This is a genomic window from Actinomyces marseillensis, from assembly GCF_900155605.1.
Classification (GTDB): Bacteria; Actinomycetota; Actinomycetes; order Actinomycetales; family Actinomycetaceae; genus Pauljensenia; species Pauljensenia marseillensis.
Window position 1 is genome coordinate 960795 of record NZ_LT707420.1, and the last position, 22034, is coordinate 982828.

General features: G+C 57.4%; 22 protein-coding genes. 14 read left to right on the plus strand and 8 right to left on the minus strand.

The window, feature by feature from the left end; all coding sequences use genetic code 11:
• Positions 1 to 3 precede the first annotated feature (3 nt).
• The 5 genes from ybeY (at position 4) to leuA (ending at position 6237) form a co-directional block, all read left to right on the plus strand.
• Positions 4 to 453: an rRNA maturation RNase YbeY gene (ybeY, locus tag BQ8011_RS04180; RefSeq protein WP_034502481.1), complete on the plus strand. Its 450-nt coding sequence runs from the start codon at positions 4 to 6 to the stop codon at positions 451 to 453.
• On the plus strand, positions 450 to 1760 hold the full coding sequence (locus BQ8011_RS04185; protein WP_072457575.1) for a hemolysin family protein: 1311 nt from the start codon (positions 450 to 452) through the stop codon (positions 1758 to 1760). Before ybeY ends, BQ8011_RS04185 begins: the two co-directional genes overlap by 4 nt.
• Positions 1761 to 1762: 2 nt before the next feature.
• Positions 1763 to 2941 (plus strand): GTPase Era, encoded by a 1179-nt coding sequence (gene era, locus BQ8011_RS04190; protein WP_072457577.1) that lies wholly within the window; start codon positions 1763 to 1765, stop codon positions 2939 to 2941.
• A gap of 179 nt (positions 2942 to 3120) precedes the next feature.
• On the plus strand, positions 3121 to 4413 hold the full coding sequence (locus tag BQ8011_RS04195) for a threonine/serine exporter family protein (RefSeq protein ID WP_072457865.1): 1293 nt from the start codon (positions 3121 to 3123) through the stop codon (positions 4411 to 4413).
• Positions 4414 to 4476: 63 nt separating this feature from the next.
• On the plus strand, positions 4477 to 6237 hold the full coding sequence (leuA, locus tag BQ8011_RS04200) for a 2-isopropylmalate synthase (protein ID WP_072457579.1): 1761 nt from the start codon (positions 4477 to 4479) through the stop codon (positions 6235 to 6237).
• Positions 6238 to 6329: 92 nt separating this feature from the next.
• On the opposite strand, the gene BQ8011_RS04205 is transcribed toward leuA, so the two are convergent.
• Both BQ8011_RS04205 and BQ8011_RS04210 read right to left on the minus strand, forming a co-directional pair.
• Positions 6330 to 7298 (minus strand): Dyp-type peroxidase, encoded by a 969-nt coding sequence (locus BQ8011_RS04205; protein WP_072457866.1) that lies wholly within the window; start codon positions 7296 to 7298, stop codon positions 6330 to 6332.
• A 47-nt stretch (positions 7299 to 7345) separates the two neighbouring features.
• Complete coding sequence (locus tag BQ8011_RS04210; protein WP_072457581.1) at positions 7346 to 7948, minus strand: TetR-like C-terminal domain-containing protein; 603 nt, start codon at positions 7946 to 7948, stop codon at positions 7346 to 7348.
• A gap of 162 nt (positions 7949 to 8110) precedes the next feature.
• On the opposite strand from BQ8011_RS04210, the gene BQ8011_RS04215 reads away from it, so the two are divergent.
• From BQ8011_RS04215 to BQ8011_RS04225, 3 genes are all read left to right on the plus strand, one after another.
• A complete protein-coding gene (locus BQ8011_RS04215) occupies positions 8111 to 9034 on the plus strand; it encodes a DUF5692 family protein (RefSeq protein ID WP_072457583.1) in 924 nt (307 codons plus the stop codon).
• Between the two features lie 159 nt (positions 9035 to 9193).
• Complete coding sequence (recO, locus tag BQ8011_RS04220) at positions 9194 to 9934, plus strand: DNA repair protein RecO (RefSeq protein ID WP_072457867.1); 741 nt, start codon at positions 9194 to 9196, stop codon at positions 9932 to 9934.
• Positions 9931 to 10770: an isoprenyl transferase gene (locus BQ8011_RS04225; protein ID WP_072457585.1), complete on the plus strand. Its 840-nt coding sequence runs from the start codon at positions 9931 to 9933 to the stop codon at positions 10768 to 10770. Before recO ends, BQ8011_RS04225 begins: the two co-directional genes overlap by 4 nt.
• A gap of 179 nt (positions 10771 to 10949) precedes the next feature.
• Here BQ8011_RS04225 and BQ8011_RS04230 read toward each other — a convergent pair whose 3' ends face one another.
• The 6 genes from BQ8011_RS04230 to BQ8011_RS04255 all read right to left on the minus strand — a co-directional run bounded on the left by BQ8011_RS04230 (position 10950) and on the right by BQ8011_RS04255 (position 15789).
• Positions 10950 to 11528, minus strand: a complete 579-nt coding sequence (locus tag BQ8011_RS04230; RefSeq protein WP_231945373.1) for a DedA family protein — start codon at positions 11526 to 11528, stop codon at positions 10950 to 10952.
• Entirely contained in the window at positions 11525 to 11920 is a 396-nt protein-coding gene (locus tag BQ8011_RS04235; RefSeq protein ID WP_072457587.1) for a Fur family transcriptional regulator, read from the minus strand. Before BQ8011_RS04235 ends, BQ8011_RS04230 begins: the two co-directional genes overlap by 4 nt.
• A gap of 44 nt (positions 11921 to 11964) precedes the next feature.
• Entirely contained in the window at positions 11965 to 12897 is a 933-nt protein-coding gene (locus BQ8011_RS04240; protein ID WP_072457589.1) for a metal ABC transporter permease, read from the minus strand.
• Positions 12894 to 13661 (minus strand): metal ABC transporter ATP-binding protein, encoded by a 768-nt coding sequence (locus BQ8011_RS04245; RefSeq protein WP_072457591.1) that lies wholly within the window; start codon positions 13659 to 13661, stop codon positions 12894 to 12896. The genes BQ8011_RS04240 and BQ8011_RS04245 overlap by 4 nt, the downstream gene beginning before the upstream one ends.
• Positions 13662 to 13752: 91 nt before the next feature.
• Positions 13753 to 14739, minus strand: a complete 987-nt coding sequence (locus BQ8011_RS04250; RefSeq protein WP_106406419.1) for a metal ABC transporter substrate-binding protein — start codon at positions 14737 to 14739, stop codon at positions 13753 to 13755.
• 33 nt (positions 14740 to 14772) lie between these two features.
• Positions 14773 to 15789 (minus strand): LacI family DNA-binding transcriptional regulator, encoded by a 1017-nt coding sequence (locus BQ8011_RS04255; protein WP_072457868.1) that lies wholly within the window; start codon positions 15787 to 15789, stop codon positions 14773 to 14775.
• Positions 15790 to 15958: 169 nt separating this feature from the next.
• Between BQ8011_RS04255 and BQ8011_RS04260 the strand changes: the two genes are divergently transcribed.
• The 6 genes from BQ8011_RS04260 (at position 15959) to BQ8011_RS04285 (ending at position 21960) form a co-directional block, all read left to right on the plus strand.
• Positions 15959 to 17185, plus strand: coding sequence for a sugar ABC transporter substrate-binding protein (locus tag BQ8011_RS04260; RefSeq protein ID WP_072457595.1), 1227 nt, complete (start codon positions 15959 to 15961; stop codon positions 17183 to 17185).
• A 109-nt stretch (positions 17186 to 17294) separates the two neighbouring features.
• The gene (locus BQ8011_RS04265; protein ID WP_034502509.1) at positions 17295 to 18881 is read left to right on the plus strand and encodes an ABC transporter permease subunit; all 1587 of its coding nucleotides are present in this window, start codon (positions 17295 to 17297) and stop codon (positions 18879 to 18881) included.
• A complete protein-coding gene (locus tag BQ8011_RS04270) occupies positions 18881 to 19777 on the plus strand; it encodes a sugar ABC transporter permease (protein ID WP_072457597.1) in 897 nt (298 codons plus the stop codon). Before BQ8011_RS04265 ends, BQ8011_RS04270 begins: the two co-directional genes overlap by 1 nt.
• Positions 19778 to 19967: 190 nt before the next feature.
• Positions 19968 to 20357 (plus strand): GntR family transcriptional regulator, encoded by a 390-nt coding sequence (locus BQ8011_RS04275; RefSeq protein WP_072457599.1) that lies wholly within the window; start codon positions 19968 to 19970, stop codon positions 20355 to 20357.
• Positions 20354 to 21247, plus strand: coding sequence for an ATP-binding cassette domain-containing protein (locus BQ8011_RS04280; RefSeq protein ID WP_072457601.1), 894 nt, complete (start codon positions 20354 to 20356; stop codon positions 21245 to 21247). Before BQ8011_RS04275 ends, BQ8011_RS04280 begins: the two co-directional genes overlap by 4 nt.
• On the plus strand, positions 21244 to 21960 hold the full coding sequence (locus tag BQ8011_RS04285) for a hypothetical protein (RefSeq protein ID WP_072457603.1): 717 nt from the start codon (positions 21244 to 21246) through the stop codon (positions 21958 to 21960). The genes BQ8011_RS04280 and BQ8011_RS04285 overlap by 4 nt, the downstream gene beginning before the upstream one ends.
• The last annotated feature ends 74 nt before the right edge of the window (positions 21961 to 22034 follow it).

A 22034-nucleotide genomic window follows, 5' to 3' on the forward strand; every position in this document is an offset into this window, starting at 1 on the left:
GTCATGACTGAAGTTCTCAACGAAACCGACTATGAGATCGACATTGCAGAGTTCGTGCAATTGGCTGACTTCGTGCTCAGCGCGATGCATGTCTCAACCGAGGTCGAACTCAACATCATCTTCATCGACCCCGAACCCATGGAAGAACTTCACGTGCGCTGGCTGGACCTTGAAGGCCCTACCGACGTCATGAGCTTTCCGATGGACGAACTTCGCCCGGGTACCGCCGAGCACCCCACGGCCTCGGGAACGCTGGGGGACATCTGCATCTGCCCCCAGGTCGCCGAAAAACAAGCCCGCGAGGCCGGCCACTCGACCGCAGAAGAGATGCTTTTCCTCGCCACCCACGGGATGCTTCACCTCATGGGATACGATCACGCTGAACCCGAAGAAAAAGAAGAGATGTTCGCCCTGCAACGCCAGCTCCTTTTGAGCTTCTTGGCGCAGCGATGATCGAAGCAGCAGTACCCGTCGCGGCGATGAGTATCCTCGCCGCGATTGCACTTCTCTTCGCGATGGTCCTTGCGACCAGTGAGTTTGCGCTTTCGAAACTGACTCGCGCCATTGTCGAGGACTTGATTCAAGAAGAGAAGAAGCACGCGGGTGCCCTGATGGAGCTGGTGGACCAGCGGCGCGTGGTTATTTTTGTCCTTCGAGGCGTTCGTACCTTTACGCAGGTGGTCTTCGCCGTGTCGATGGCGACGATCGCGCTGCATCTTGCCAATCACTGGTGGGTCGCTGGACTGGTGACGATCGCGATCGTCACCCTTGCGCAATTCCTGGCCAATAGCGTGATTGCAACGCGCTGGGCACAACGCAACCCCACCGGTGCTGCGCTGCTATTCACCCCGCTCATCACCCGCCTCGTGGCCATCGCGCACTTCTTTGCTCCCGTTGCACACAAAGCGCGCGCGGTCTTACCTCAGCCGGAACGCACCGAAGCTGAAATGCGTGCGGAAATGGCTGATGAACTGCGCGAAATGGTCGATCAGGTTGGCGAAACCGAAGGTTTTGAAGAAGAAGACCGCCAGATGTTGCGCTCGGTCTTCGAACTTGGGCACACCCTGGTGCGTGAAGTGATGGTTCCGCGCACGGAAATGGTGACAATTTCCTTCGACACCCCCGCGCACAAGGCCCTGCGTCTATTCGTTCGATCAGGCTTCTCACGCATCCCTGTCACCGGGACAGATACCGACGATGTGCGCGGAATCCTTTTCTTCAAAGATGTCGTTCAGCGGCTCCAGACCTACGAAGGTGACCACGAACTGCGCGCAGATCAAATGATGCGCCCTGCCGAGTTCACCATCGAAATGAAACCCGCCGATGACCTGCTTCGCCAGATGCAGGCCGAGCACTTCCACCTTGCACTGGTCGTCGATGAATACGGTGGGATTTCCGGCCTCGTCACTCTTGAAGACATCATCGAGGAAGTCGTCGGCGAACTCACCGACGAACACGATCGCAACACAATCGAACCCGAAGAGATTTCCCCCGGCGTGTGGCGCGTCCCCTCTAGGTTCTCGATTTGGGAACTCGGTGAGCTGTGGGGAGTGGAATTGCACGATGAAGACGTCGACTCTGTGGGCGGCCTGCTGGCCAAAGCGATCGGGCGTGTTCCCCTCCCCGGAGCGACTGGCGATATGCTCGGCGTGCACATGGTTGCCGAAGAAGCACGTGGGCGCCGCCGCCAAGTTGGCACAATCGTGTGCTCATATGCCCCCGAAGTTTCCTCCGACGACACCAACCAAAGCCAGGAGTAGCAATGCATTTTCCCAGCGATGACGAATTGATGGCCGGCCCCAACGCCTTTGAAGGGGTGGACATCGACTCCTTGGACTTCCCCGAGGAAGATGATGACCAGGGTGTGGATGCGGCCGGAGCGCTCGATGCGGAGTATGAGGGCGTAGACTTCGGCGATTCAGATCTCGACGAGGCCGACGATGAGATCGCGCAGGACGTGGCCGACAGCGTTGATTCCCTGCGTCAACTGCGTGCCGAAACCAATGCGGCGGCCGATATTGTCATTCCCGACTTCCCCGAAGATTTCCGTGCGGGTTTCATCTCGATCGTTGGGCGTCCCAACGTCGGAAAATCAACCCTGACGAATGCGCTTGTTGGACACAAGGTTGCGATCACCTCGGGACGTCCGGAGACGACTCGCCACAATATTCGCGGCATTGTTCACGGTGACAACTACCAGCTGGTCCTGGTTGATACTCCCGGATATCACCGTCCGCGAACCCTCTTGGGAAAGCGCTTGAATGACATGGTCCGCGAGGCTTTGGCTGAAGTCGATTGCGTGATCTTCTGCCTGCCTGCAAACCAGCGCATCGGACCGGGCGACCAGTTCATTGCGCGTGAATTGCGTTCCGTTCGCAGGCCGATCATTGCGGTCGCGACTAAGTGCGATAGCGTGCCTCGCGAACGCGTTTTGGAACACCTCATGGCGATTGAAAAGCTCGGGGAATGGAGTGCAATCGTTCCCGTCTCCTCTTTCGAGAACAAGGGGATCGACCGCCTTCGTGAGGTTTTGGCGCAGACGGTTCCTCTTTCTCCGCCTCTGTACCCGCAGGACAATATTTCGGATGAGTCCCGCGAAACGATGATCGCCGAATTTATTCGCGAGGCCGCACTTGAAGGCGTGCGCGACGAACTTCCTCACTCGCTGGCCGTGCAAGTCGAAGAGATCATCGAACGCCCTAAGCGCGAGGGTGATGACCGTCCGCCCTTGTTGGATATCCACGTCAATGTGTACGTCGAACGCGATTCCCAAAAGGCCATCATTATCGGTAAGAAGGGCGCGCGTTTGAAGGAAATTGGGACGCGTGCTCGCGCCAATATTGAGGAGTATTTGGGACGCCGGGTCTACCTTGATTTGCACGTGCGAACCGCTAAGGATTGGCAGTCGGATCCGAAGATGCTTCAACGCCTTGGTTTCTGAGTGTTTCCCCCACTTTTGATGTGAAAGTGGGGGATTCAACATCTGTGCCCTGACCAGGGTCCTGAGTCTGAACGGGTATTTCATGGCATGCTTATCCCGTGAGCGAAAATCCCCAAAACTCTAACGCTTTTGAGCTTTCGTCCTTTGACCCGGACGACGCATCACTGACCGTGCATCGCATGGCTGCGCATGACCGTCTGGCCTACCAATCCCGAGTCGTTTTGCGCTTGGGACAGATGCTTCTTGCTGCTGGTGCTGGTTCCTACCGCGTCAAGGCCTCGATGCGCACCTGCGCCGAGGCGGTTGGCATCGAAAAGCACCACGCTCAGGTGACCTTCACTGAGGTCGTTGCAACAGCCTATGCGAATGGTACTTTCCGTACCGAACTTGCTGAGCAGCGTCTCTTGGGTGTCAATGCTGATCGAATTGATCGCATCACAAACTATCTGGCAACAATTGAAGGCACGCAAGTGCTTGTCGAAGACGTCGATAAGGCTCTTGACGAGATTGAACGCGTCAAGCCCCTGTACGGATGGCTCGCGAATGCTCTTGCTTCGGGACTTGCCTGTGCGGCCTTCGCATTCCTCAATGCTGGGGGATGGGTGGAGTGCTCGGTTGTCGCAATCGCAGCTTTCATTGGACAGTTCCTCCGACGTCAAATGCTCAAGCGCCACATGAACCACTTCGGTGTGTGGATGGTGTGTGGAGGCATCGCTGCAAGCGCGTACATCCTGTGCGTCTACTTGGCGCAAAAGTACATGGGGATTGAGCCCACTCACCAAGCGGGATTTATTTCAGCGCTCCTCTTCTTGGTTCCAGGCTTCCCGCTGGTTACCGGGATTATTGACTTGGTGCGTCACGATTTTGCCGGTGGTATTCAGCGCATCGTCTACGTTGCCATGCTGGTTGTCTCCGCTGGTGTTGCCGTATGGAGTATCTCCAAGGTCTTCAACTGGTCAGTCACCCCCGAATACGTTGTTTCACTTCCTGCTTATATCCACTTCCCGCTGCGTTTCTTCACCAGTTTTGTTGCAGCCTTTGGCTTCGCGATGCTCTTTAATTCTCCGCCGAAGGTTTGCGCTGCTGCGGCTCTGATCGGCGCGGTCATCAACACCGGCCGTATCGCTTTGGCTGTTGAACTGGGAATGCCGGTGCCCGCGGCAGTGGGACTTGCTGCCCTATGTGCAGGACTTTTGGCGGCTGCTGTTGCGGCGAAGACGCGCTATTCGCGCGTGACCTTGTCCGTTCCTGCCGTGGTCATCATGATCCCCGGTGTTCCGCTGTATCGTTCGCTCACGTACTTGAACAATGGCCAGACGATGGAAGCTCTCGAGCAGCTGTCTACCGTTCTCTTCACAATTGTTGCGATCGGTATTGGCCTGGCGATTTCGCGAATGCTGACCGACCGTGCGTGGCTCATGGAATCGCCGACCGGAGTTCCTCGCCTAGAAGAGCCAACGAACGAGGCCTAAAGAAGCGTGTCCACCATGTGCACTCGTCGTGCCCGGTGCCACGAGCCTTCATAGACTGAAGATGTGAAGACAACATCCAAGGTTCCTCGTCCTGTCGGTTCTGGAATGCCCACGGTCAAGTACCGCGCCTTCCTTGACACCAACCCGGTGGATCTTCCCGATCGCCAGTGGCCCTCCAAACGCATTACCCATGCGCCCAGGTGGATGTCCACGGATCTGCGTGACGGAAACCAAGCGCTGATTGAGCCCATGGATTCCGCGCGAAAGCGCAAGATGTTCGATCTTCTTGTTCGCTTGGGCTACAAGGAAATCGAGATCGGCTTCCCCTCGGCATCGCAAACGGACTTTGATTTCGTTCGTTCGCTGCTTGAAGATGATGCTCTTCCCGAGGAGGTGACGATCTCGGTGCTTACGCAATCGCGCCCCGAGCTCATCGAGCGAACGGTTGAGTCCATCGTTGGTTTCCCGCGCGCAACAGTGCACCTCTACAACGCAACGGCTCCCGTTTTCCGTGAGGTGGTCTTCAAGGCTGACCGTGCGCAAACCGTTGAGCTTGCCCGCTTTGGTGCGCGCGAGGTCATTGCGCAGGCTGAACGCCAACTGGGTGACGAGACCATCTTTGGCTTCGAATATTCACCCGAAGTTTTTATTGATACCGAGCGTGATTTCGCACTGGAAGTGTGCGAAGCCGTTATGGACATCTGGCAGCCACAAGAAGGCCGCGAGATCATCCTCAACCTGCCTTCGACCGTTGAACGCGCGACCCCCAATGTCTTCGCCGACCAGATCGAGTACATGTCGCGTAACCTTTCCCGACGCGAGCACATTGCGCTGTCTGTTCACCCGCACAATGATCGTGGAACCGGTGTCGCCAGTGCTGAACTTGCACTCCTCGCCGGCGCAGACCGCATCGAAGGCTGTCTTCTGGGGCAAGGTGAGCGCACCGGTAACGTTGACCTGCTGACCTTGGGCCTGAATCTTTTCAGCCAGGGAATTGATCCGGGCATCGACTTCTCGGACGTCGACGAGATCCGCCGCACGGTCGAGCACTGCACCCAGATGGAGGCTTCGCCTCGTGCGCCATACGTTGGCGACCTCGTCTACACAAGTTTCTCGGGATCTCACCAAGACGCAATCAAGAAGGGCTTCGCGGCACGCAAGATCAAGGTGGACGCCGCCGGAGGCGACGAGAACGCTGTGGTGTGGGAGCTGCCCTACCTTCCCATCGACCCGCACGACGTCGGGCGCTCTTACGAGGCCGTGGTGCGTGTGAATTCTCAGTCCGGTAAGGGCGGGGTCGCTTACCTCATGTCGCGGGCACACAACTTGGAATTGCCTCGCCGACTGCAAGTCGAATTCTCGAGAATCGTTCAGCGGCACACCGACACCTACGGCGGCGAAATCAACGCCGACGCACTGTGGAAGATCTTCGCGGACGAATACTTGCCCACCAGCGCTGCTCCCGGCCTACAGTCGTGGGGCCGCTTCGAATTGCGCAAGTCCCAGGTGGGAACTGTCGACGATGAACACGTTGAATTGCACGCAGAACTTACAGATAACGGTGTGCTGACCGCGATCGACGCAAACGGAACCGGTCCGATTGATGCTTTCGTGTCAGCCCTGCACCAATTCGATTTGGACGTGCGCGTTCTGGACTACTCCGAGCACGCCATGAGCCAGGGTCGCGACGCGAAGGCAGCTTCGTACGTGGAAGCCGCTGTCGACGGACAGATCGTGTGGGGTGTTGGTATCGATTCTTCGATTACCCGAGCATCCTATAAGGCTGTGATTTCGGCGGTAAACCGCGCGTTGCGCAACCAGTAAATAGCTGTTTTTTGGGGGCGGGCATCAGGTGATGTCCGCCCCCCAAACGTCTCTTCTCATCGCGTGCGCGAAGGAGGATTCAGGCGAAAAGGCTACTTGGCCTCGTCAGCGGGGAAAGCTCCATCGGCGATGTCACCAAGGAGGTCCAGGGAAGGCACAAAGAAAACCTGGCCGAAAAGTACCTTCGAGAAGGTGAGAAGGTAGTCCTTCTTCGACACCATGTTGGTGAGCATTCCTTTGGTGACGCTCCAGCGGCCCGCATAACCGATGAAGTAGGTTCCAGTGATCCCGGATGCCGGGTCAGAGAAGGGAACATTCATTCGAATGATCTTGTTCTCTTCTCCATCGATGATGAACTTTGAAGTGACGTTGTGTGCATTGGGAGCTTTGGCCTCGTCATCAAGCTCGAGATCGGTGAACTGCTCGCGACCAATCGCCCGCTCTTGCTCGTGTGTTCCAAGGGAACGCCACGCATCCATGTCGTGGATCCACTTCTGCGCGAAGGCGTACGAACCGCCTGCGAACTGCGGGTCTTCACTGCCGACTTCGGCCCACATCGGTGCATCGATCCCGGTCGGGTTCTCGGTCCCATCAATGAAACCGATGATTGCGCGTCCCTCGAGGTAACGGAAACCGTGGGTCTCATCCACAACCCTTGCAAAAGCCTTGAAAGCCAAACGGTACTGTTCGGCGACTTCGTAGACAACGGCCTCGCGCTTGGCGCGAATGTGAAGGAAAAGGTCAGCGTCCGCGCCGATTCCTTCGGGCATAGCGATGGAAGGGGTTTCTGCGTTGACGAGGCCCTTGAACTCCTCAAGTTCCTGCGGGCGGGCTGCACCCGGGAAAAGATAATCCCAGCCATTGCGGCTCACGCCGATGGAGACTCGCAGATCGTCGCCCTGTGCGCGGATATTCATCGACCGATTGATCGCCTGGGAGGTGTCAGCAAAATCGCGGAAGGCATCCAACTCTGCGGCCTGATCCTGACGATTAAAACGCAAGTAAACGAAGAGAACGCATTCTCCCGCGTCCTTGTAAACGTCTTGGGGATGAGTGGACATGATGACCTCCATCGTGGGTACCTTCATGTTGATCATAGGTCGTGGAACTAGCGTTTGCCCTCGCGGCGAATGAGTGGGGGAGGAGCATTAGTCGAGTAACGAGCAAGCGCCGTTGCAACCGAGCCACGCATGATGACCTCAATATTCTCGGTCAGAATGTAGGGATCTGCTTGCATGTCCCGATTGAGCCAGTGGAATAGATGCGCGACGACGCTCAAGGTGAAGTGATCGATGATGAAATCACGCCGGGCTGGGTCAAGGGGAGTTGTTCCTTCCAATTCGTTGATGATTGCCCGCATCATTTCCCGGAAAGCGCGGTAGAAAAATTCCTCGATTTCACTGCGACTGAGGGAAGAAACGACCGCATAGGTCTGCTCGCGGTGCTCGCTCATGTAGACCAAGAGCTCGCAGAATCCATCGGACCACTCCCGGTAGGTTGCATGAGCCATGATGTGCGTGACGATCTCGCGCTCGAAGACCCAGGTGGCCAGGGACATGACATCGGGGAAGTGGTAATAAAAAGCCTGGCGCGTGACCCCTGCTATTTCCGTGAGGCGGCGAACCGTCACTTTGGTGAGCGGTGTGGTTATGAGCTCCTCTTTGAGGGCGTTGCCGAGCCTCTCGCGGGTTAGCTCTGCGTTGGTCGACATGAATGTCCTAGGTCAATAGTCCTGTGTGATGGCTGAATGGGGACACGTGGGATGCCGTGCTCCTTCGAGTATTAGACACTTTCGATTCGGTGTCCAATGACTCGCGCGAGAAGTGCCTCTTAGAGTGAGCGCATCACCTTGTTTCACAAAGGAGTTGGAGACATGTTCCTCTTCGAGTCAATTCCCTGGTACTCCTGGCTTGCCTGGTTCGGGGTACTTGCCGCTTTGATCATTGGCAATGAGATCACCCGACGCTGGAAGTGGGCGGGGATCGCAATCTTCATTGTTCTTCCCATCGTTTTGACCATCTTTGTCTGGCCCTCAACAGCGGGTCCTGATTCCTCGACAGGAACCTGGTTCCACTGGGTCAAGGTCTATTCCGCCCTCGCGGGATGCCTGGGCTTCATGACAATCCGCTACATTCCCAAGTTGCAGACGAATCGTTGGGCGCTTGCTTTCCCGCCGGCGATCTTGGCCATTAACATCACCGAGGCCTGCATCCGTGACTTCCAAGTCGGTGCCATGGGCGTGCGTGAGATGGTCGATGGAGTCTTCATGGTCTCCGGTCCCTGGAACTATATGAACGGTATCGCTGGTTTGCTCAACCTGCTGACGATCTGTGGCTGGTTTGGAATCTTTATCTCTCGTGATAAAGAAAAGGACATGATCTGGCCCGACATGCTGTGGTTCTGGATTATCGCTTACGATCTGTGGAACTTCGCGTATGTGTACAACTGCGTGGGAGACCACTCCTTCTATGCGGGTGCGGCTCTGCTGATTTCCTGCACCATCCCCGCCTTCTTCATTAAACGAGGCGCATGGCTCCAGCACCGCGCGCACACCCTGGCACTGTGGATGATGTTCACCATGGCAGTGCCCTCATTCGTCACCTCATCGAAGTTCGCAGTCAATGCCTCTCACAATGACGCGGCCCTCATGACCGTTTCTGCGATCGCACTCGCGGCTAACGTGGCCGTTGCGCTCTACCAGATCTACGTGATTGTCCGTGGGCGTAAGAATCCGCTGCGCGATGAACTCTACACCGATCTCGAGGCATACAAGAGCGTTCGCGAGGCAAATATCTGAGTGTTCGTGATTTAGATCCTTCACATACTCCGAATCAATGCGGAGGAGGCAGGATCTGAAGTCACGCAGGCATATTGCGCTTGGGGCCGCTTCGGCCCCAAGCGCAATTTTGTGTCGCGTCGAGCCTGGGCTGGCGGAGAATGTGAAAATAGGAAGGTGATCAGGAGTTACAGGGACGAGGCCGTGGTTTTGCGTACGCAAAAACTCGGCGAGGCCGATCGAATTATCTGGCTTCTGACCTCTGAACACGGCCAGGTTCGCGCTGTTGCCAAAGGCGTGCGTCGAACGACATCAAAGTTCGGAGCACGACTCGAGCCCTTCTCTGTCGTTGACATCCAGCTTCATCGCGGTCGTAGCCTTGACACGATCCTTCAGGTTGAAACGATTGCCTCCCACGGGGAAATGCTCGCTTCTGACTACGAACTCTACTCACGGGCCTCGGTCATCGTCGAAACCGCAGATAAACTTTCAAGCGATGGAGACGATGGAACCCACCAGCAATACCTGCTACTGGTCGGAGCTCTCCACGCGCTGTCTCATCGCCGGCACGACCCAGCCCTGATCTTGGCCTCGTACATGCTTCGCGCCCTGGCGATTGCAGGCTGGGCCCCCTCCTGTTTCGACTGCGCAGTGTGTGGAGCCGAAGGGCCGCACGCTGCCTTCTCGATCACCGAAGGTGGCGCCGTGTGCGAGAACTGCCGTCCTCCCGGTGCTTCGCTTCCGGCCCCTGACTCAATGGAACTCATGGGATCTCTTCTGAGCGGTGATTGGCATGACGCTGATAACTCGCCGACGTGGGCGCGCTCGGAAATGATGGGACTTGTTTCTAGCTACACTCAATGGCATATCGAGCGACGCTTAAAATCATTGCAACTCCTGGAAAGGAGCGCACACGGATGAGCCCTGAATTTGCGCAACTGACGCCCATGGATCGCGCACCCAAGGACCCACGTCAGCCGGTCGCAGGACCGGGGCAGTGGCCTCGGCAAGCACCCGAATTTGCGGCCGGGGAAGTACCCCGCCACGTCGCCATCATCATGGACGGGAACGGGCGCTGGGCCAATGATCGGGGGCTTCCGCGCACCGAGGGACACCGAGCCGGCGAGTATGCGCTTCTCGACACGATCGCCGGGGCCATCGATGCGGGAGTGCGTTATCTTTCCGTCTACACCTTCTCGACGGAAAACTGGAAGCGCTCGCCCGCAGAGGTCCGCTTCATCATGAGCTACGCCAGTGATGTCTTGGCTAGGCGCACGGAGTTGCTGAACCAGTGGGGAGTGCACGTGCGTTGGAGCGGTCGCGAGCCGAAGCTGTGGAAATCGGTCATTCACGCTTTGGAGCGCGCGGAGGAAAAGACGCGTCAGAACACCACTTTGGATTTGGTGATGTGCGTGAATTACGGGGGCCGCGCAGAAATAGCAGATGCTGCGCGCTCGATCGCGCAAGATGTTGCCGCGGGGCGTTTGTCGCCGCGCGGGGTGAACGAGCGGACTTTTGCGCGTCACCTGTATCTGCCTGATGTGCCCGACGTTGACTTGATGATTCGAACCTCGGGGGAGCAGAGGCTCTCGAACTATATGCTGTGGCAGATGGCCTATGCAGAGTTCATGTTTAGCTCGAGGCCGTGGCCGACTTTTGATCGTGAGGCTCTGTGGGACTGCCTTCTTGAATATGCCGGGCGTGAGCGGCGCTTCGGTGGCGCTCAGGACCTTGTGGCTGGCGGGGCTGGCGCTTAGGGCCTTGTGGCTGGGGGGCTGGCGAATAGCCGAGGTGGCGCTTTGTAGCGCCTCGTTCCTGCCCCCTCCACGCTAGCTCCACATGAAGTCGGTGAATGTCACAGGCTATGGCGTGTGTCTTTTTGCGACTTCCTGTGTCTTTTGGAGGAGGAGACGGAGGAAGGCACGGATGTCGTGTGCTATTCCGCGACTTCGTGTGTCAATTCGGTTTGAAGATGTTCGTGAAGGTGTTCGTGCAGGTGCTCATACCCGTGCTCGAGGCTCTGTTCGCTTTCATGCCCGCGGCGTCGCTTGACGAGAACAAGCGTCGAGACAACCGCAGCAACCGCAAGCAGGCCAAGCCAACCCCACACTGAACCAGCTGCCGCGCGCACAACCGCCATCCACACGGCAAGCATGCCCAGACCGTACATGATCGACCAAGCGATACAGCCCGGAATCATCGCGAGCGTGTACTTTTTCCACGACATTCGCACGACGCCCGCGCCGGCATTGACAGCAGTCTGAACGCCGACAGTGAGGAAACAGAGGGGAATGATGACGATTCCCCACTGCTCGAGCAGCCGAGCACCGTACTTCGGGACGGGCCCCTCAAACCAAGCAGCGATCTTTCCTCGCAGGCCGTTCTTTCCCGCAGAGGCCAATGCGCCTTTAGCTGCCGCGCGACCCAGCCAATAGGTCAGCTGTGCGCGATGAAAAACGACGAAAAACAGGAAGATAAAGAGCGGCAGTCCCGAGGATGCCCATGAGGGTGTCAATTGTTTGCCTTTCGCGTGCAGTCGGCGCACAGGCCAAAGAGTTCAATCGAGTGCTCAATCTGGGTGTAACCGTGCGTCTGCGCAACCGTAGAAACCCACTTTTCAAGTTCTTCAACACCCAAATCCTCGGCTCGCCCACAATTGCGGCACACCAGGTGGTGGTGATGCGTGTGAGTGTCGCACTTGCGATACAGGGCCTCGCCCTCGCTGGAGCGCAGGACGTCAATTTGATGGTCTTCAGCCAATGCCTGGAGGTTGCGATAAACCGTCGCCAAGCCGATCTTGTGCCCGCGCGAGGTGAGGTCCTCGAAGACCTTCTGCGCGCTGCGGAAGTCGCGGTGCTCGCTGAGGTTGTCGAAAACCGCCTGGCGTTGCTTGGTCATTCGCTCCATGGCGATCCTTTCATTGACGAGGCCTGTCTTCCTTCTTTGTATCCCTAGCCGCGTGCGGTGGTGGCGTGTGCGTGGTCCGTGCGCGAGGCCTCGGGATGGACGGCAGGGGCGGATAGTGCGCGCAGCCTCTGCTTGCGGCGGAAATGATCGCTTAGGCCTCGGATTCCGTATCCAACAGCATAGAGAGCAATCGCGCCGACAACAATTGTTGCGCCGGGGGAAAGGTCGACGTAGTAAGTCAGGGTTAAACCGCCCAGACATAGCACTGCCCCCAGGAGCATCGCATACGCCATGGTTCGGCGGAAGGAATGTGCACCCAATTGCGCGATGGCTACGGGAACGATCATGAGAGCCGAGACGAGGAGCGACCCAACGATTCGCATCGCGACGACAACTGTAAGGGCTGACAAAATCGCGATGAGCATGGTGAGTGCACGCACGGGTAGCCCGGTCGAGCGAGCGAATTCCTCGTCATTAGTGACCGCGTAGAGCGCGGGAAGCAAGCCGATACCGATCACGACAATGACAATCGCCAGGAGGCAAATCGACCACACGTCACTACTTGAAACAGTTGAAATTGAGCCGAAAAGATAGGCATTCAGCTGGGAGGATGTGCCATTGGCCAGCCCGATGAGCAGTACGCCTCCGGCGATGCCGCCGTAAAAGAGCATGGCAAGGGCGACGTCTGAGGAAGTTCGCCCGGACTGGCGGACAAGCTCGATGGTAATTGCGCCAAGTAAGGACACAACTAGGGCCCCGGGGATTGCCCATTGATCATGCGGCGTGACATTTGCAGCGGTTCCGGCGAGCCATCCCAGTGCCACACCCGTCAAGGAGATGTGGCCGATCCCGTCACCGAGCATCGCGAGGCGACGGTGCACCAGGTAGGTCCCGACGATTGGCGCGCATAAACCGACCAAGAGCGCAGCAAGAAGGGATCGTTGCATCAAAGGGGATGCGAGCATATCAAAGATCATCGGCCCACCTCCGTTTCTCGGTGGTCGACCGTAGTGCAGTGGTCGGCGTGTGGATCGCGTGCGTCGCTTCGAGCAGGGCCGTCGTAGGTAAAGTGCCCGGATCGGATGTGGAGTTCGCGATCGAGGACTGGGGCAAGTTCGCCCAGCTCGTGGAGAACCAGCAGGATCGTGACTCCCTCGTCCTTTGCAGCCTGGCAGATTTCAGCCAGCCTGGCGCGCGAGGATGCGTCAATTCCGGCCATGGGTTCGTCCATGATGAGGAGCTCAGGCTTGCGGACGAGCGCGCGTGCAATGAGTACGCGCTGCTGTTGCCCGCCGGAAAGAATGTGGAGTGGGTCCTTCGCGCGATGTGCGAGGCCGACGGCGCGTAGTGCTTCCAACGCTTTGGCGCGGTCGCCGCGCGAGTGCCACCACTTGCGAGTGCCGAGGAGCCCGGAGAGGACTACCTCAATGCATGATGAGGAAATCGCGCCGCCGGAGGACGCTCGTTGGGGAACGTAGCCGATACGCTGCCAGGGGATTGACGAGCGCTTTTGGGTGGAATTGCCAAAAAGCGTGATATCTCCCGAAGAAATGGGAGCTGTACCAAGGATCGCTTTCATGAGTGTGGATTTTCCAGCGCCATTTGGGCCCGTTACTGCCACGCATTGCCCTTGGGGGATCGATGCGGTGATGCCATGAAGAATGAGGTCGTGTTCCCAAGCGACGTGGACATGGTCCAGAGCAATCACCGGGTCAGGAGAGATATTGAATGTCGTTCCCATTAGTGTCGAGTGTAGTCGTTGGGGCGGCATGGTTCACTGTGGAATCATGCCGCCCCAACGCGGAGATATCAGTTCAAATCTAGCGCGGTGCTTACTCGCAGCTCAGAGCCTTTTGCAGTGCTTCAAGGTTCTCGTTCATCACTGCTTCGTAGTCCTTCGAATCATCGGCCTGTGATTCGATCGGATCGAGAACTGCAGTGGTGATTCCCAGATCCTTTGCTAGTGTTTCAGCAACCTTGGGGCTGAGGAGTTCTTCGGTGAAGATGGTCGTGATTCCCTTGGCCTTGACCGCATCGGAAATCTGCTTGAGTCGTGCGGGGGAGGGGGTTGAATCGGGATCGAGGCCGGACAGGCCCAGCTGGGTCAGGCCGGTGCGGTCCGCAAGGTATCCGAAGGCCTCGTGAGAGGTCACGAATTCCTTGTGCTGACACTTTGCGGTGCCGTCGACAAGCTTCTTGCTCAGGGCTTCCATCTGAGACTTCATGGAAGTAGCGTTCTTCTTGTAGGTCTCTGCATTGGTGGGGTCTGCTTGGGCAAGAGCGTCGCCGATTTGAGTCGCTGCGCTGGCCATGCGGGTGGGATCGAGCCAGAAGTGAGGGTCGGTTGAGCCGTGCTCGTGCTCATGTTCGTGAGCTTCTTCTGTCTTCTCGCCGTCGTCGGCGACGTCCAATTCACTTTCGTGCTTTTCGGCGTCAACCAGGTCAACGCTGGTTGAGACGTCGATGACGGTCTTGGGGGCGTTCAACTCAACGGCTTTATCAACGGCAGATTGGAAGCCCTTAAGGTAGACGACCGCTCCGGCTTGGGAAAGCTGCTGGACCTTTTGGTTCGACAATTCGAGGTCGTGGGGTTCTGCTCCTGGAGGGGTCAGGGATTCAACACTGACCAGGTCTCCGCCGATCTTCTCGGTCAGGTACTGGAGGGGGTAGAAGCTAGCCATGACCTTCATGGGGGAAGCGGAAGCTTGGGAGCTTGAAGAGCCTGAGGATGGTGACGAGGCCGAAGAAGAACATGCGCTCAAAGCAAGCGCTGCGACGGCAGTAACGGCAAATACGGTATGTGAACGCGAAAAACTCATGATAATCATTATCAAGCGTATTGATAACGATTGTCAAAAGCGAACTCGCCCTGTGGACCCGCGCACGACGAGGTCGGGAGTAAACGCAAAATCCTGATGTTGCTGCGGTTTTTGCGAGTGAATTGCATCGAAGAGTGAAGACACTGCCGAATGTGAAATAGCTTCAACTGGCTGTCGGACCGTTGTGAGAGCGGGGGAGAGGTGGGGCATGAGGAAGGAGTCGTCAAAGCCGATGACCGAAATGTCGCCGGGAACGCTCATCCCCCTGGATTGGATGGTTCGGATAGCCCCCATTGCCTGGAGATCAGACCCGGCAATGATTGCTGTTATTCCCGTATCGATCAGGGAATGGGTTGCCGAGGCCGCGGCCTCGTAAGTGTAGAAAGTTTCCACAACCGTGGGGTCGGGAATCCCAAGTTCTTCGGACATGACCTGGCGGAATGCCTCGCCTTTGCGCAGTGCTGGGACGACGTGATGGCGTCCGCCGAGCATTGCAATCTTGCGGTGGCCTAGTTCTTTGAGGTGTTGGATGGATGCACGAATTCCTAGAGCATCTTCGGTTGAAAAGTCTGGTGCTTGAACCTCACTTCGAGCGCCATTAATGGTGACGAAGGGGAGATGGATTTGGGAAAGATTTGAGTAGCGGCTCAGGTCTGCTTGCAGATCTGCGTGGCGGCCGGAGACGAAGATGAGTCCTGAAACGCTGCGTGCAAGGAAAGCTTGAGTGTGCTCCTCCTCGCTGGTGGTGCCGGGGGTTTGCGAAGCAATAAAAGCTTGACCGCCTGCCCTGTCGACCTCTGTGTGGAGGGTGTGGGCGAAGGTGGCAAAAATGGGATTTGTCAGTTCTGGGACGATCACTCCGATGATGAGGCGGTTGTCATCGGCAAGCATGCTGGGGCGTTCGTAGCCAAGTTCGTCGATCGCTGTGAGAACTCGGTATCGAGTGTCGTCCGAAACCTGTCCGACTCCGTTAAATACGCGCGAAACGGTAGCGATGGAAACACCGGCATGTGAGGCAATGTCGGCCATGCGGGTGCGGTTCTTCGACATCGAAGGGCCTTTCAGAATGGGCATGCATGATAGATGGGATGTGCCTCAAAGATATCATTTTTCTAACAATCCTGAAACCGCTTGCTGAAAACGATTTTCTGTGATTAGAGTGGTCTTAAGTGCAAAGTACAACTGTGTACGAGCAATACTCAATTGATCAGGAGTTGACATGCGACGAGGCATAGCAGTATGCGGAGTTTTGGCAGTTACAGCAACGCTTGCAGCGTGCTCGAATGGAAGCTCGAGCTCTTCGAGCAGCCAGTCGGCATCCGCAAGCGCTTCTTCTTCCGTCGGTTCGCTGACGGTGTGGGCCGATGACACCCGTTACTCGCAGATCCAGGAGCTGGCCAAGGACTTCACTGCAGCCACCAAGGTGGACGTTCAGGTTGTTCAGAAGTCTCAGACCGACATGGGTCAAGAGTTCATCAGCCAGGTTCCGACCGGAAACGGCCCCGACATCATGGTTACGGCTCACGACGGGCTCGGCCAGCTGGTGAAGAACGGCGTTATTTCCCCCGTTGACTTGGGCGATGCAAAGTCAAAGTTTTCCGAGGCGGCAATCCAGGGCGTGACCTACGACGGCAAGACCTACGGCGTTCCCTACGCCGTTGAGTCTGTTGCACTGGTTCGTAACAACAAGCTCACTTCCGACTCCCCGAAGACCTTTGATGAAATGGTTGCCTCCGGTAAGAAGGCCGGTTCGGAGTACCCCTTCGTTGTTCAGATGGGCACCGACGGTGACCCCTACCACCTCTACGCTTTCGAGAGCTCCTTCGGCAACGAGGTCTTCAAGCAGTCCGCTGACGGCTCCTACACCTCTGATCTGACCCTGGGTGGAGCCGGCGCATCCGAGTTCACCCAGTGGCTCAAGGAGCAGGGTGCAGCAAAGACCCTCAACCCGAACATCACCTCCGACATTGCCAAGGATGCTTTCCTCAAGGGTAAGGCAGCCTACATGGTGACCGGCCCCTGGAATGTCACCGCTGCTAAGGAAGCCGGACTCGACGTCTCCGTCCTCCCGATTCCTTCCGCAGGCGGCAAGGAAGCCAAGCCCTTCGTTGGTGTTCAGACGTTCTACCAGAGCTCCAAGACCCAGAACCAGGTTCTGGTCAGCAAGTTCTTCCAGTACCTGGAGACCAAGGAAGCACAGTCCAAGCTGCAGCAGCTGGGTGGACGCGTTCCGGCAATGATCGAAGTTGCTGACTCGCTCACCGACGAAAACCTCAAGCAGTTCGCTTCCATCGCCGGAAAGGGCCTGCCCATGCCGGCAATCCCCGAAATGAAAGCCGTGTGGGATTACTGGGGCAAGACTGAGGTCGCCATTGTAAATGGTGCCGATCCCGCCTCCTCGTGGGAGACCATGGTTAACAACATCAAGACCACAATGAACAAGTAGTGAGGTCTCCCGGTTTTGCGGGCGCCCAAACCGGGTGCCCGCAAAACCCATCCCTGAGCATTTTTGCTCACGGTTCCCTAATCGCTGTTATAGGTAACGAAGGACCACAATGCCTGCAGCTTCTTCCTCGAGTACCGTTCAGAAGGACCGTACTTCGCATGCCCGTGATGTCATGCGGCCCGGTTTTATTGCGAAACTCATCATCATGATGCTCATTGATGCGCTGGGCATCTACGGAATCATGGCGGCATGGGCCGTCGATTCTTGGATCATCATCGGTGTGATGGCGTTCCTGCTCATCGTCATTAACTGGGTGTATTTCTCGAAGAGAGCGCTCCCTGCTAAATATCTTCTCCCCGGCATGATCTTCCTCTTGATCTACCAGCTCTTCGTCATGGGCTACACCGGGTATGTTTCATTGACCAACTACGGAGATGGTCACAACTCGACGAAGACGGATGCAATCGAAGCTATTTTGGCCTCGAACCGCCAGCGTGTTGAAGGAGCTCCAACTGTCCAGACCGCTGTCGTTGAAGATGGAAGCGAACTGGGCCTCGTTGTCGCAGACCCCGCGACCGGTGAACTGAAGCTTGGTACGGCAACCAAGCCTCTCCAGAGCGTCCAGGGAACTGTGACGGCAATGGGAATTACCGATGTCTCGGGCTACAAGATCCTTGACCTTGGTGATCTGGCCAGCCGCCAGACGGAAGTTTCTCAGCTGACGGTTCCCGTGAGTTCCAACCTTGACGATGGCTACTATGTCACGACGGACGGAACCTCCGGCTACCTCGCCAAGTCCACCTTCACCTACGACGAAGCTGCCGATACACTGACGAACACGCAAAACGGTGTCGTCTACAAGGCGAATAACCAAAAGGGTGTTTTCGAAGATAGCCAGGGTAACCAGCTATCCACCGGTTGGCGTGTCTTTGTGGGTACTTCCAACTACTCACAGATGTTTTCGGGTTCTGGAATTGTCAAGCCATTCCTGAATGCGCTCGTGTGGTCTTTCGTCTTTGCCATCGGATCTGTCCTGTCGACATTCGCTTTTGGGCTTATCTTGGCGCTGATTTTCTCCGACAAGCGAATCCGAGGCCGAAAGATCTACCAGTCCTTGATGATCCTTCCCTACGCATTCCCTGGCTTCTTGGCGACCCTGGTGTGGAAGGGCATGCTCAACGAGGAATTCGGCTTCATTAACAACGTGTTGCTTGGTGGGGCGCAGGTTCCGTGGTTGACCAATGGACTTATGGCGAAGGTCGCGATCCTCGGTGTGAACCTCTGGCTCGGCTTCCCCTATATGTTCCTCGTCTGCTTGGGTGCGCTTCAGTCGCTCCCGGGAGATGTTGAAGAAGCGGCAAAGATGGATGGTGCGTCTGGATTGCGAACCATCTGGTCGATCAAGCTGCCTCTGGTTTTGCAATCCACAACCCCGCTGCTGATTGCGTCTTTCGCGTTTAACTTCAACAACTTCTCGTTGATTTACATGCTGACGAAGGGTGGGCCGGACTTTGAGGGTGTGCCCTACGCCTTGGGTCAGACTGACATCTTGATTTCGATGGTCTACAAGATCGCCTTCGCGGGCGGCCAGTACAACTATGGTTTGGCCTCGGCAATGTCGATCTTCATCTTCGCTGTTGTTGGTGTGATCGCCTGGCTTGGATTCCGTCAGACAAAGGCATTGGAGGAACTGTGATGAGCGCACAAAGCAAAGAAAATGCACAGTTGACAACGCTCCGCGGCTCACGTTGGTGGAAGGAAGTCGGCTGGAGGCACATTGTGGGTATCGCAGTGATTATTTACTGCCTCATCCCGCTGCTCTACGTGCTTTCGGTGTCCTTTATTCCGAATGCGACACTGACCTCCGGTATCAGCTTCTCTGATGGACTGACCCTTGATCACTTCAAGGCGTTGGGGAGTGACCAGTACAGCATGTACTGGAAGTGGATTCTCAATTCTTTGGTCGTCTCGACGGTGACCGCCATTGGAACTGTCCTTATGGGCGCGGCCGCTGCCTACGCCTTCAGTCGTTTCCGCTTCCGGGGCCGTCGTGGGACGCTGACCTTCCTGCTTCTGGTTCAGATGTTCCCGCAGATGCTGGCTTTTGTGGCTCTCTTCCTGCTCTTGCTGGGAATTAAGGATATCTTCCCGGTTTTGGGCTTGAACTCGAAGCTTGGCCTGATCTGTGTCTACCTCGGTGGCGCGTTGGGTTCGAACACCTTCCTGCTCTTCGGTTTCTTCAACTCCGTTCCTCGCGAACTTGATGAGGCCGCAGAGATCGATGGCGCTTCGCATGCTCAGACTTTCTGGACAATCATCATGCCCTTGGTTCTTCCTGTTCTGGCAGTTGTTAGTCTGCTGAGCTTCATCTCCAGCTTCGGTGATTTCGTTATTGCCAAGGTTGTTATGCAAACCCCCGATCAGTACACGCTGGCCGTGGGCATGTACAACTGGGCAGCTGACGAACGTAATGCCCCGTGGGGTGTCTTCGCGGCAGGCTCGATCATTGCAGCAATTCCGGTGATCTTGCTCTTCCAGTACCTGCAGAAGTACATCGTTTCCGGTTTGACCTCCGGTGCGGTGAAGGGCTAAGCACCCGCTTCTCGCTGACCTAGCTCCGGCCTCGTTCCTCATTGTGGGGACGAGGCCGGGGCTCTTTTTGTGCGCAAAAGTGGGGGAATGGGCGGTGCATCGTAAGAGATTTTGATCGAGGACTTGACAGAGGGGTAGGTTCAGTGGTTCATTAGTCATGTAATGAACCACTGAACCGGGGAGGTTGCCCATGGCGCCTACATTCGTCTCAGGGATTCCCATCTACGTGCAGATCGCCGATGACGTCCGCGCGCAGATCCTACGGGGTGCCCTGCGTGCCGGGGATCAGCTCACTTCCACCACTGAGTACTCCGCGACCTATCGGATCAACCCGGCAACCGTCGGTAAGGCCTTCGCGATCCTTGTCGACGAGGGCCTCGTCGAAAAGCGGCGCGGCATCGGTATGTTCGTCGCCGAAGGCGCGCAGCGCGCGCTCGTGGCTGACGGGCTCGCGTCCTACGTGGAGGAGACCCTGAACCCCGCCGTCGAAGCCGGCCTGGCACTAGGCCTTAGCATCGACGCCATCATCGACCACGTCCGCGCCTACGGTGCCGACACAACAGCCAAGGAGAACTCATGATCACCCTCGACTCCATAAGCCACACCTATCCCAGAGAGATAACTTCGGCGCTACATGATGTCTCCCTTACCCTCGGAGACGCTAGCGTCACCGCCCTCGTCGGCCCCAACGGATCGGGCAAGACGACACTCATGCAGATCCTCGGCGGCCTGATGGTCCGCACCTCGGGGAGCGTTGCCATCGACGGTAGTCAGGCCAGCGCCGACGACCTGCTCGCTGGCTCGATCATGGCCTCGTCCAGCCGAGACCTCGACGATGTCCCCGCAACTATCCTGATCCAATACGCCCGTCTGCGTCCCACCTGGGACGAGAAACTCTTCGAGCGCTACGTCACGCGCTTCGACCTCAAGGTCCGCCGCAAGTCCCTCAGCAAACTCTCCGCTGGACAGGCCGCTGTCTTCACCGGCGCGATTGCCCTGGCATCGGGCGCGCCCATCACCCTCCTCGACGAGATCCAGGCACCCCTGGACGTACCCACGCGCTACGCCTTCTACGAGGAAATCCTCACCCTGGCGGGGGAGGTCATGGAAGGAAAGCGCCCGCAGCGCCGCTTCCTCGTTTCCTCGCACATGGTCTCCGAACTCGAAAAGGTCGCCGAAGACGTCATCGTTTTGAAGAAAGGCCTGCTCCTTGCTCATGAGAGCGTCGACGACTTCACCTGCCGAGTCTGTGCGCTGACCGGCCACGCCTCCGACGTCGAGCGCTTCCTTGCCGCCCACCCGGACCTCGCCGTCATCGCGAGCCGTGAGCTCGGCTCCACGCGAGAGATCGTCGTGGACCTGCGTGGCAGCGCCGTCGGCGACACCGAGCTCGCATCCCACTCCCTGACCTCTTCGCCCTGTTCCTTCCAGGACGCCTTCGCCTACCTCATTCAGGAGAATGACCAATGAGCACTGCACCTATCTGTTCCTCTCAGCCCTCGATCTGGCGACTCGGGATGGTCGACTGGCGATTCAATTTTGGAGTCTACGCCGCGATTGTCGTTGGCCAATTTCTCATTAACTCCACGGTAGGCGCCATCATGTACGCGACCTCCGATGACTTATCAGGGCACGTCGATCAGAGTGCCCTCAATGCCGCGTTCATGACGGGCATCTACATCTTCGTCGCGGCGATCATCACCACGACGACGCAGCTGCGGGCAGCGTCTCTCAGTGGGGCATCGCGCAGCACCCTGGCACTCTCGACCTACGTGCACAGCGGTGTCGTTATCGCGATCGCCAGCGTGATCTGGTGGGTGCTTGCCCTGACCCAGACGCACATCTTCTTCCTGGGGAGCCTCGGGTATCCCCTCGGAGTGGACTCGTGGCTCATCGTCGTGATCGCTTGGATCGCCTGCGACGGGGCTGGGCGCCTGATTGGTGCGGCCTCGCGCCACGGACGAAGCCCGTGGACGGTCGCCCTCGGCATTATTGTGGCGGTCATCCTGGGAGTGGCCGGCATCGCCGCTCCGGTCACCTGGTTGGTCCTCACCCTCGTCCACAAGTCCGGTTACCTGCCCCCGATGCACCCGGGCTTCTGGTTCCTCGGCCTCCTCACTCTCGCAGTCGCCGCCGCCGGGTGGCGCCTGACCTCCACGGGCCGCCTGCGCCGCCTCGGCTGAATCGGAAACCAAACATTGCACGTGTGGGGAGCAACTCAGGTTGCTCCCCACACTCTTAGTGCCAGTGCCCGCGG

Bases quoted from the DNA above. Each gene is read 5' to 3' on its own strand.
- ybeY (WP_034502481.1), top strand. From the start codon at position 4: ATGACTGAAGTTCTCAACGAAACCGACTATGAGATCGACATTGCAGAG.
- BQ8011_RS04285 (WP_072457603.1), top strand. From the start codon at position 21,244: ATGAGCACTGCACCTATCTGTTCCTCTCAGCCCTCGATCTGGCGACTC.
- BQ8011_RS04185 (WP_072457575.1), top strand. From the start codon at position 450: ATGATCGAAGCAGCAGTACCCGTCGCGGCGATGAGTATCCTCGCCGCG.
- BQ8011_RS04215 (WP_072457583.1), top strand. From the start codon at position 8,111: ATGTTCCTCTTCGAGTCAATTCCCTGGTACTCCTGGCTTGCCTGGTTC.
- BQ8011_RS04210 (WP_072457581.1), bottom strand. From the start codon at position 7,948: ATGTCGACCAACGCAGAGCTAACCCGCGAGAGGCTCGGCAACGCCCTC.
- BQ8011_RS04270 (WP_072457597.1), top strand. From the start codon at position 18,881: ATGAGCGCACAAAGCAAAGAAAATGCACAGTTGACAACGCTCCGCGGC.
- BQ8011_RS04280 (WP_072457601.1), top strand. From the start codon at position 20,354: ATGATCACCCTCGACTCCATAAGCCACACCTATCCCAGAGAGATAACT.
- BQ8011_RS04225 (WP_072457585.1), top strand. From the start codon at position 9,931: ATGAGCCCTGAATTTGCGCAACTGACGCCCATGGATCGCGCACCCAAG.
- BQ8011_RS04195 (WP_072457865.1), top strand. From the start codon at position 3,121: ATGGCTGCGCATGACCGTCTGGCCTACCAATCCCGAGTCGTTTTGCGC.
- era (WP_072457577.1), top strand. From the start codon at position 1,763: ATGCATTTTCCCAGCGATGACGAATTGATGGCCGGCCCCAACGCCTTT.
- BQ8011_RS04205 (WP_072457866.1), bottom strand. From the start codon at position 7,298: ATGTCCACTCATCCCCAAGACGTTTACAAGGACGCGGGAGAATGCGTT.
- BQ8011_RS04275 (WP_072457599.1), top strand. From the start codon at position 19,968: ATGGCGCCTACATTCGTCTCAGGGATTCCCATCTACGTGCAGATCGCC.
- BQ8011_RS04245 (WP_072457591.1), bottom strand. From the start codon at position 13,661: ATGGGAACGACATTCAATATCTCTCCTGACCCGGTGATTGCTCTGGAC.
- BQ8011_RS04240 (WP_072457589.1), bottom strand. From the start codon at position 12,897: ATGATCTTTGATATGCTCGCATCCCCTTTGATGCAACGATCCCTTCTT.
- BQ8011_RS04235 (WP_072457587.1), bottom strand. From the start codon at position 11,920: ATGGAGCGAATGACCAAGCAACGCCAGGCGGTTTTCGACAACCTCAGC.
- BQ8011_RS04260 (WP_072457595.1), top strand. From the start codon at position 15,959: ATGCGACGAGGCATAGCAGTATGCGGAGTTTTGGCAGTTACAGCAACG.
- BQ8011_RS04255 (WP_072457868.1), bottom strand. From the start codon at position 15,789: ATGTCGAAGAACCGCACCCGCATGGCCGACATTGCCTCACATGCCGGT.
- BQ8011_RS04265 (WP_034502509.1), top strand. From the start codon at position 17,295: ATGCCTGCAGCTTCTTCCTCGAGTACCGTTCAGAAGGACCGTACTTCG.
- BQ8011_RS04250 (WP_106406419.1), bottom strand. From the start codon at position 14,739: ATGAGTTTTTCGCGTTCACATACCGTATTTGCCGTTACTGCCGTCGCA.